The 664-nt window shown below is 56.0% G+C and carries 1 protein-coding gene; it reads right to left on the reverse strand.

What is annotated here, in order from left to right:
• Window positions 1–664 (reverse strand): condensation domain-containing protein (locus tag QMG93_RS34980; protein WP_281944515.1); only part of this gene is annotated, 664 nt, incomplete at both ends.

Raw genomic sequence — 664 nt, forward strand, 5'->3', positions numbered from 1 at the left:
GGATTCGTACCGGAACCGTATTGATGAACAGCCCGATCATCCGTTCAACCCCACGGATTTCGGCCGGCCTGCCCGAGACGACGCTGCCGAACACCGCGTCCCGGCTCCCGTTGTATTTGTGCAGTACAATGCCCCACACGGTTTGCAGCACGGTATTCATCGTTACCTGGTGCCGCCTTGCCACCTGGTTCATCCGTTCGGTCAATTCGCGCCCCACGATGCAGGTCTGCTCTTCCGCAGCGTAACCTTCCATCTTGCGCTGCCGTTTTTCCGTCGGCAGCAGCGTTTGCTGCTCGTATCCGGCCAAATACTCGCTCCAATACCAGGACGCTTCTTCGCTGTCTTGCCGCTCCAGCCACTCAATATAGCTACTGTACGGCATTACAGGCGCAAGCTCCGGCTGTTTTTGCTCCCGGAGGGCGAAATACGTTCCGAACACCTCTTGTGTGACAAGCGACAAGCACCAGCCGTCCATCACAATATGATGAAAGCTCCAGATGAACCGCAGCGTTTCTTCTCCGGTCCGCAGAATCGAGACACGCATCAGTGTATCTTTTGTAAGGTCGAATCCTCTTGCCTTGTCTTCCCTCGTATAGGCGGCGATATAGGCCTCGCGCTCCGCTTCATTCATGCCTCGGAGATCTTCGTAACAGAAGCCCGTCTT

The organism is Paenibacillus tyrphae (assembly GCF_027925525.1).
Lineage (GTDB): Bacteria > Bacillota > Bacilli > Paenibacillales > NBRC-103111 > Paenibacillus_G > Paenibacillus_G tyrfis_B.